This window comes from Flavobacterium sp., assembly GCF_027484945.1.
Taxonomy (GTDB): Bacteria; Bacteroidota; Bacteroidia; order Flavobacteriales; family Flavobacteriaceae; genus Flavobacterium.
Genome location: NZ_JAIXRZ010000003.1, coordinates 65,718 through 74,392, shown reverse-complemented (window position 1 = coordinate 74,392; position 8,675 = coordinate 65,718). Strand labels below are relative to the sequence as shown.

Genomic DNA, 8,675 nt, shown 5'->3' with positions numbered 1-8,675 from the left:
TAAACTTAAGGTAGTGTTGCTGCCCGATACTGTAATAGGGGTAGTAGCCACCGATTGCCCCAAAGCGTTGATAATGTTGATGGAACCGCCAGCCAAGTTGGTTATGTTGTTGAAGTTGATGTTGACTTCAGTGCTGGCTGGGTTGGGCGCGATGGTGATGTTATTGGCCCAGGTTACCGGGTTGGTAAACGATAGCTGCCCCACGTTAATAATCAAGGTATCGGTAACGGTAATGTTCGTTATACATTGGTTGGTGTTATACAAGTTTGTTATTTCTTCTTGGGTTAAGGCACGGTTCCAAATGCCGATGTCGTCGAGTTTGCCGTTAATAACTTCATTTGAAATAATTGGGTCACAACCTCCAAAATACAACTTATATAAATATGATTGAATAGAGTTATTTGCAACCCAAGTTTGGTCAATAACTCCATTCACATATAATGAATAGGTATTTGATGATTTTACTAAAGTTATAAATTTCCATGTTTGAATTTCAATATTCTGATTTGATTGTGAATTGAATAGAGTATTCCAACTAGTAGCTGGAGCACCATTACCTACAGAAATTGAATATTTATTTGATGACCCCCAATTTAAAGCAATTCCAAGACCATTATGAGGGCTGGTGTTTAAAATTATATGAGAATTATTTCCATTATTTGGATTACTATTTGTGTTTAGAAAATACCACCCAGAAAATGTAAAATTAGAACCATTATCAAAAATTGAATTGTTTATAAAAATTCTATCATCAACCCCATCAAAACTATACGCACTATTGGCATTCCCATTTCGATCTGTTGTTAAAGTTGCTCCATTCACGGTTCCATTATTTCCATTACCACTGGCATCATTGGCATTCCCACTAAACGGCCAATACCCTACCAATCCATTGGTTGGAACATAAGAAGGTACTTGCGCCACAAGCGCTTGGGCGGTCAACACAGTACCCAACACAACGAGAAGTAATTTGTTTTTCATAAGGTCTTGTTTTATTGAATTTTACACAAATGTAATTCTAAATTACACATATATGTAATTTTTTTTGAAGATTTGAAGACCTGTCTGCTCTAAGGAGGGTAATAATTCAAAATTTATAATTTAAAATTCATAACAACAACTGCTATTTCAAATCTCCGCGAAGATTACTACATTTACCCTCCAAACAACAAATCCATGCAATTTGAAAATACCCGCGCGTATGCGCAACAACGCGATGCACACGATGGCTTGCGTTCGTACCGTGAGCAGTTTATTTTTCCGCAACATAACGGTCAAAATGTAATTTATTTTACTGGAAATTCGTTGGGGTTGCAACCCAAATCGGCCGCAAAATATGTCAACGATGTAATGAACGACTGGGCCAATCTCGCCGTTGAAGGGCACTTTTATGCCGAAAAACCCTGGTGGGATTACCACGAACGTTTTGCTGAGCCTCTCGGTAAAATTGTTGGAGCCTTACCCTCTGAAGTAACCGTAATGAATACCCTAACGGTAAATCTTCACCTGCTGATGGTCTCGTTTTACCGCCCTGAAGGCAAACGGTATAAAATTATTTGCGAAGAAAAAGCCTTTCCCTCTGATCAATATATGTTCCAATCGCAGGTGCGCATGCATGGTTTTGATCCCAAAGACGCCCTAGTTGAAGTCAAACGTCGCGAAGGTGAACACAACATTCGCCACGAAGACATAATTGCCAAAATCAACGAAGTAGGCGAGGAGTTGGCCTTAGTGCTTTGGGGTGGCGTTAATTACTATACCGGACAAGTGTTTGATATGAAAGCCATCACCGAAGCGGGTCATGCCGTAGGAGCCTATGTGGGCTTTGATTTGGCGCACGCTGCTGGCAATATTCAATTAAATTTACACGACTGGAACGTCGATTTTGCGGCATGGTGCAGTTATAAATACATGAACTCCGGACCTGGAAATGCCTCGGGTTGTTTTATTCATGAAAAACACCACCACAGCAATCTCCCGCGTTTTGCCGGTTGGTGGGGACATAATAAAGAACGCCGTTTTAAAATGGAACCCGATTTTGACCCTGTACAAGGCGCCAACGGTTGGCAAGTGAGTAATTTGCCCATATTGTCGTTAGCACCGTATTTGGCCTCGGTCGAACTCTTCAACGAAGTGGGTATGGACCGTTTAATTGAAAAGCGAAACCAACTAACAGCTTACCTTGAATTTGTATTGCATGATATCGATAGCCAGTTAGAAGGAGCCGATTTTGAAGTGATTACTCCAAAAAATCAAGAGGAACGCGCATGTCAACTTTCGGTTTACTTACACGGTCAAGGTCGCAATTTGTTTGATTATTTGATGCAAAATGGGGTCATCACCGACTGGCGTGAACCCAATGTAATTCGTTTAGCACCGGCCCCTTTTTATTGCTCGTTTGAAGATATGTACAACTTTGGACAAATTCTAAAACAAGGAATAATTACCCTAAAAAAATAAGGCAACGAAAACCCTTAACCCAAAGCCTTTTGGCTAATCGAATTCCTGTAAACCGTTCGCTCGTATGAAATTATTTAAAAAAATTGCACTTGGATTTGTAGCCCTCATCGCGCTTTTGGTTCTCGGGATTTTTGGGTATTACGTTTACAAAGCGCCCCAGTATGAGGGAACAGCAGAAGTAGCGGGTTTAACACAAGAAACACAAGTCTATTTTGATGACTATGGTGTACCCCATATTTATGCCCAACATCAAGTCGATGCAATGCGTGCGCTGGGCTATGTTCATGCACAAGATCGGTTGTGGCAAATGGAATTGATGCGCCGTATTGCGCCGGGACGGTTGTCGGAGTTGTTTGGTTCAAAAGCCTTAGAAAATGATCGCTTTTTTGCGGGTTTAGGGATTGATGAAAATTCGGCTGCCGCTGCCGCGGTTTTAGACAAAAAGTCAAAAGCCTATCAACTCGCACAAGCCTATCTCGATGGGGTCAATCAATATATTGACGAAGGGAAAACACCGATCGAGTTTGATTTGGTTGGGGTAAACAAAGAACCCTTTACCCTCAAAGACATGTACAATATTTTCGGGTACATGTCTTTCAGCTTTGCGATGGCCCAAAAAACCGATCCGTTATTGACCGATATTCGCGATGCGTGGGGGATGAACTACTTGAGCGATTTTGGCCTCGATGGTGCATTAGCCAAAACCCGTTTGCAATCCTATAACGGTAAATCAAAAGATTATGCCCAAATTTCAAAGGCGGTTACCGCACTCCTAGAACAATCCCCAGTTCCGCCTTTTATCGGAAGTAACAGTTGGGTGATTGGTGTCGAAAAAACCAAGAACCAAAAAGTCATATTTGCCAATGATCCCCACATTATGTTTTCCCAACCGGGGACTTGGTATGAAGCGCATATTTCGTGTCCAGGCTATGAAATGTATGGCTACTATTTGGCCGGTACGCCTTTTCCTTTATTGGGCCACAACCGCAATTATGCGTATGGGCTGACCATGTTTGAAAACGATGACTTGGATTTGTTCCAAGAAGAAAATCATCCGCAAAACGCCAAGCAATACAAAACGGCAACCGGATATGCCCACTATTCGATTCGAACGAAAACCATCAAGGTAAAAGATACTTCCGATGTGCATCTAACCCTTAAATCGACTCAACACGGACCCATAATGAATGGATTATTAAAAGGGTTGCATACCAAAAATCCAGTCGCGATGTCGTGGATTTATACCCAGCACCCCAATCATATTTTGGAGGCGGTCTATGGGTTGAGTCATGCTCAAGGCTTGGATGATTTTTACCAAAAGGTCGGACTCGTTCACGCGCCGGGTTTGAATGTGATGTATGGTGATGCCAAAAACAATATCGGATGGATTACTTCGGGCAAATTGTACCGAATGCCCGCTGGAGTGAATCCTAACTTTATTTTAAACGGTGCCAATGGGAAAGACGATCAACGGACCTTTTTACCTTTTGAAAGCAATCCCCGGGCAATAAATCCCGATTGGCACTATGTCTACTCCGCCAATAATCAGCCCGAACCCATCGACGACTATTTGTATCCAGGTTATTATTTACCCCAAGACCGCGCCAAACGCATACAGTCGCTTTTGGCAACCAAAAACAACTGGGAGCGCACCGATGTTGAACGTATGATAAATGACCATACCTCGTTAATTTATCCCAACTTGGTGAAAAATTGGATGCAATCGGTTTCCAAAGAGAAATTAACCGCGACAGAAAAAAGTGCGATGGAAACCTTACAACAATGGGAAGGTTCGCATGCCGTTTACGATATTGCCCCCACGATTTACAATAAATGGTTGTATTGTTACTTAAAAAATACCTTTCAAGACGAATTGGGTGAAGAACGGTTTTCATTGTTTTTAGGAACCCACATGTTAAAACAAATGATCGCCGGACAAAGCATGAATCCAAAGTCACCTTGGTGGGATAATGTAAAAACCAAAGGCATTACCGAAACCCGTAATCAAATAATGGAGCGCTCTTTTCATGAAGCTATACAGGCCTTGGAAAAACAATTAGGGCCCGATTATTTGCAATGGCGTTGGGGAAAAGTACACACCGTGGAACACCAACATCCGCTAGGTAGGCTATCCATGTTACGCCCTTTTTTCAATGTTGGCCCATTTGAAGTTCCAGGCAGTAATGAAGTGATTAATAATTTGATGTTTTATTTGGCCGATACAGGCAATTATAAAGTAGGGGGCGGACCCTCCACACGTCGAATTATCGATTTCTCCGATGTAGAAAATAGTGTGAGTATCCTCCCAACAGGTCAATCGGGTGTATTATCGAGTCAACATTATAACGACCAAGCCGAACTTTATGTCAAAGGGCGCTTCCGAAAAATGAAGTTAAACCGTAAAGAAATTGAAGAAACGGCCACATTATTGGTTTTGAAACCAAAAAGGATGTAATTTACAGGGTTAGGGGGTAGAGGAAAGAGGGTAGAGGAAAGAGGGTAGAGGATAGAAAATAGAAAATAGAATATAGAATATAGAGAATAGAATATAGAGAATAGATTATGGAATTAAGAACATAAAATTCATAATTTATAATTTAAAACGTATAATTAACTCAAAAAAGGTCTGGGTTTTCAATAATTTGAGCGGCTCGATTTTTTAAGGCATACAATTCTTCGGTTTGAATTTTACCCAATAGATTCAACATCATCGCCATTCGTTGATTTTGAGCAAAATAAGCTTTTTTATCATCCAAAAAATTCCAGTACAAACTATTAAACGGACACGATTGTTCGCCCGTTCGGGATTTGACATCATAGTGGCAACCCGTGCAATAATTGCTCATTTTTTGAATATAACTTCCTGAAGAGACATAGGGTTTGGTTGCTATAATTCCGCCATCGGCATACTGACTCATGCCGCGCGTATTGGGAAGTTCGACCCATTCAATTGCATCCATGTAGACGCCCAAATACCAAGCGTCAACCGCATCGGGATGCCGTTGGGTAAGTAAGGAAAAATTACCAATGACCATCAACCGCTGAATGTGGTGCGCATAAGCATTTTCTAAACTCAAACCCAAGGCCTGCTTCATGCAATTCATTTTGGTTTTGCCTGTCCAAAACATTTCGGGTAACGGATAGAAATTATCAAGTGTATTCAGCTTACTGTAGTTGGGCATGTGATGCCAATAAATACCGCGCACATATTCGCGCCAACCGATAATTTGCCGCACAAAACCTTCCACTTGTGACAAAGAAATAGTCTCTTGATTTGCATAAAAATGCTGTACCACACGATTAACAACTTCCTTCGGACTTATAATCTTGGTGTTCAAAACAAAAGACAAACGGGAATGAAATAGGAACGCTTGTTCCGTATGCATCGCATCTTCGTAATCCCCAAAATGAGGAAGTAAATGTTCGCAGAAATAGTCCAATTGCGCTAAGGCTTCTTTTCGATTGATCGGCCAAGCAAAGGACTTGGGTTTAATTTCACCAAACGTTTGAACTTCGGCTTTCTCAAGTTCGTTGAGAAGTGCTGTACCATCTTTAGGAAAAACTGCCATGGGAGGCACAGGTACTTGATTTTTATATTTTAATCGGTTGTCATGATCAAAATTCCATTGATTTCCCAATGGGGCACTACCCTCCATCAATACCTGATGTTTTTTGCGCATCATTCGGTAAAAGTTTTCCATCAAGAATTGTTTTTTACCTATGAAAAATTGACCCAGTTCCTCACGAGTCGTGTAAAAATGTTCGGTGTCTACCGCTTGATGCGAAATTGATAATTGGCAGCAAAACGTTTTCAATTGCTCGTCCAAGCGGTATTCGTCAGGAAGTTGGTATTCGAAATTTTGAATGGTATATTTTTCAATACAATGGGAAATGATTTCGGGCAGACTTTTCGTGGCTAGCGCTTCGGTAATTTGAATATAATGCACACGATGACCATTAGTAGCTAACTCTGTTGCAAAATCACGCATGGCCAAAAAGAAACCGGTGACTTTTTGAATGTGGTGTTTGACATAATCTGTTTCTTGGCGCATTTCGGCCATTAAGTACAATACAGTCGGGTCTTGATTGGTAAACCAAGAATGTTGGGAGTTCAATTGGTCACCCAAAATAAGCCGTAACGTTAGGTATTCCATAACTCTTGGTATTTGTTTTGGGGATCATACATTTCCGCTTGCCGGCGGATGTTAAATTTACGATCGCGGGGATCATTGCCAACCCCCGAATTGTATAACCAATTTCCATAATTGGAATGCACATCATAGTCAATCAAGAGCGATTCAAACCAAGCTGCCCCAGCACGCCAATCCTGTTCCCATTCTTTGGCCCAAAAACTAGCTACATTTTGACGACCGCGATTGCTCATAAACCCTGTAGCGGCTAATTCTTTCATGTTGGCATTCACAAAAGGCTCGGGAGTTTTGCCCAGTGTCCATTTTTCAAATTTCCGTTCGTTAAATTCCCAATCGTATTTTTGCTTTACAATACCGTTTAGCTGGAAGATTCTATTACCGTGTTTTTTTGAAATGTACCGGAAATAATCGCGCCAAATCAATTCAAATACCAACCAATAGGTGTCTTCGTTTTTGCACACTTCAGCTTCATATTGTTGTACTTCCCAATAAATTTTGCGCGCCGAAATACAGCCGTTTGCAAGCCAAGCAGAGAACTTCGAGCTGTAATCGGTTCCGATTAAACCGTTTCGGGTATGTTTGTATTGGGATAAATTTTCAGTGGTAAAAAAGTAATCTTCTAGTCGGGCCAAGGCTTTATTTTCACCTCCTTTAAATGGGAATGCAGTTCGTATATCGGGTTGTTGAGGTGTAATGCCACACGTTTCCAAAGAAGGGATTTCAGGGGTTTCAAAAAAATTCAATTCCTGAATTGGTTGGGGTTCGACAAGCAGTCTTATCTTTGAAAGCTTCTCACATTTTTTCCGAAACTCGGTGAAGATTTCAGGGACTTCTTTAGCAGAGCCATACGGAATGTCATCGGGATGAAATAAAAATCCATCGGGAAGTTCGTGAAATTCGATATGCGGTGCGTTTTGTTTTAATGCTGAGGTCACTGCAACTTCTTCAGTGGTCCATTCTTCTTGCGAAAAGACGGCTTTGATGCCATAGGTATGTATTAAATCGGGGATATAAAGTTCGGGATGCCCATAATGAACAAACAACGGAATATTTAATGCCGCCAAGTTGCGTTTCAACTCCTGCAAACTTTCCCATAAAAATTGGGCGCGAAAAGCTCCTGTTTTCGGAAAACCGTAGCGTGTTGGCGCAAATTGACGGGGGTCAATACAATATACCCCGATGACTTGTCTAGCTTTTTGTGTCGCTCTCCATAAAGCATAGTTATCTTCTGTTCGAAGATCATTCCGAAACCAAACGAGATGATTCATAGTGTTTTTTTAGTATTTCGGCAGCGGTCACTGCAATATTTTACGCTATCCCAATTTTTCTCCCATTTTTTACGCCATTGAAAAGGGAGGCCGCAAACGGCACATATTTTTTGCGGTAAATGGAGTTTTTTATGGCTCATTTTTTCAAGAGTGATTGCACTTCGTTGCTCGGCCGCGCATAGTCAAAACGATCTAATAAATGGGGTTCGGCATAGCCGTCCAAGCCATTAATGGTAACCACTTTTCCCAAATCCAATCGAATCCAATAATCCTTCTCTAATAAAATTTCGTCGACATAGATGGCTTCAATCGCGGCGATAACATGAAGGGTGTTATTTTCTTTGATGGCATATTCATTTACATAACTACACAACAATTGTAAGGGTGCTCCAGCAACAAAGGGAACCGCGAGGTTTGGTTTATATTCGGTTGTTAATCCCGTCATTTCAAATTCAGAAACCCCATAGTCATATGCCGCCGAAGTTTGATGCGCTTGCGCAATTTGATTAGATGTAATCGCGTTTACCGTAAAATAGCCGGTTGACTTAATGTTGTTGTAGGTATGGCGCGGTACAGAGGTTGGACGAACAATAAAACCAAGTAAAGCAGGATCGCTTCCCAAATGGGTAATGCTTGAAAAAATAGCTACGTTTTCATGACCATCAGCCGATTTGGTCGCTATCAAGTTGGCCGATTTATAGCCCATACAACTATTAACTAGGTTAAGACGTTGAACTTTGGAGAGCGCGTTTAATTCGGTTCGGGTTATCGTTTTCATCACTTTTTTTACAAAGAT

General features: G+C 41.2%; 7 protein-coding genes. 2 read left to right on the top strand and 5 right to left on the bottom strand.

Going from position 1 to position 8,675, the window contains the following annotated elements:
- Nucleotides 1-981 (bottom strand): LamG domain-containing protein (locus tag Q0039_RS00470; protein WP_297507386.1); only part of this gene is annotated, 981 nt, incomplete at its 3' end.
- A 195-nt stretch (nucleotides 982-1,176) separates the two neighbouring features.
- Here Q0039_RS00470 and kynU point away from each other — a divergent pair.
- Together kynU and Q0039_RS00460 are read left to right on the top strand one after the other, a co-directional pair.
- Nucleotides 1,177-2,460, top strand: coding sequence for a kynureninase (kynU, locus tag Q0039_RS00465; RefSeq protein ID WP_297507383.1), 1,284 nt, complete (start codon nucleotides 1,177-1,179; stop codon nucleotides 2,458-2,460).
- Nucleotides 2,461-2,524: 64 nt separating this feature from the next.
- The gene (locus tag Q0039_RS00460; protein WP_297507380.1) at nucleotides 2,525-4,915 is read left to right on the top strand and encodes a penicillin acylase family protein; all 2,391 of its coding nucleotides are present in this window, start codon (nucleotides 2,525-2,527) and stop codon (nucleotides 4,913-4,915) included.
- A 160-nt stretch (nucleotides 4,916-5,075) separates the two neighbouring features.
- On the opposite strand, the gene Q0039_RS00455 is transcribed toward Q0039_RS00460, so the two are convergent.
- The 4 genes from Q0039_RS00455 to Q0039_RS00440 are packed head-to-tail and all read right to left on the bottom strand — an operon-like array spanning nucleotide 5,076 to nucleotide 8,657.
- The gene (locus tag Q0039_RS00455; protein WP_297507377.1) at nucleotides 5,076-6,614 is read right to left on the bottom strand and encodes a cryptochrome/photolyase family protein; all 1,539 of its coding nucleotides are present in this window, start codon (nucleotides 6,612-6,614) and stop codon (nucleotides 5,076-5,078) included.
- Complete coding sequence (locus Q0039_RS00450; protein WP_297507374.1) at nucleotides 6,602-7,879, bottom strand: DASH family cryptochrome; 1,278 nt, start codon at nucleotides 7,877-7,879, stop codon at nucleotides 6,602-6,604. Before Q0039_RS00450 ends, Q0039_RS00455 begins: the two co-directional genes overlap by 13 nt.
- Entirely contained in the window at nucleotides 7,876-8,019 is a 144-nt protein-coding gene (locus Q0039_RS00445) for a DUF2256 domain-containing protein (RefSeq protein WP_297507371.1), read from the bottom strand. The genes Q0039_RS00450 and Q0039_RS00445 overlap by 4 nt, the downstream gene beginning before the upstream one ends.
- Nucleotides 8,016-8,657: a flavin reductase family protein gene (locus Q0039_RS00440; RefSeq protein ID WP_297507368.1), complete on the bottom strand. Its 642-nt coding sequence runs from the start codon at nucleotides 8,655-8,657 to the stop codon at nucleotides 8,016-8,018. Before Q0039_RS00440 ends, Q0039_RS00445 begins: the two co-directional genes overlap by 4 nt.
- Nucleotides 8,658-8,675 lie beyond the last annotated feature (18 nt).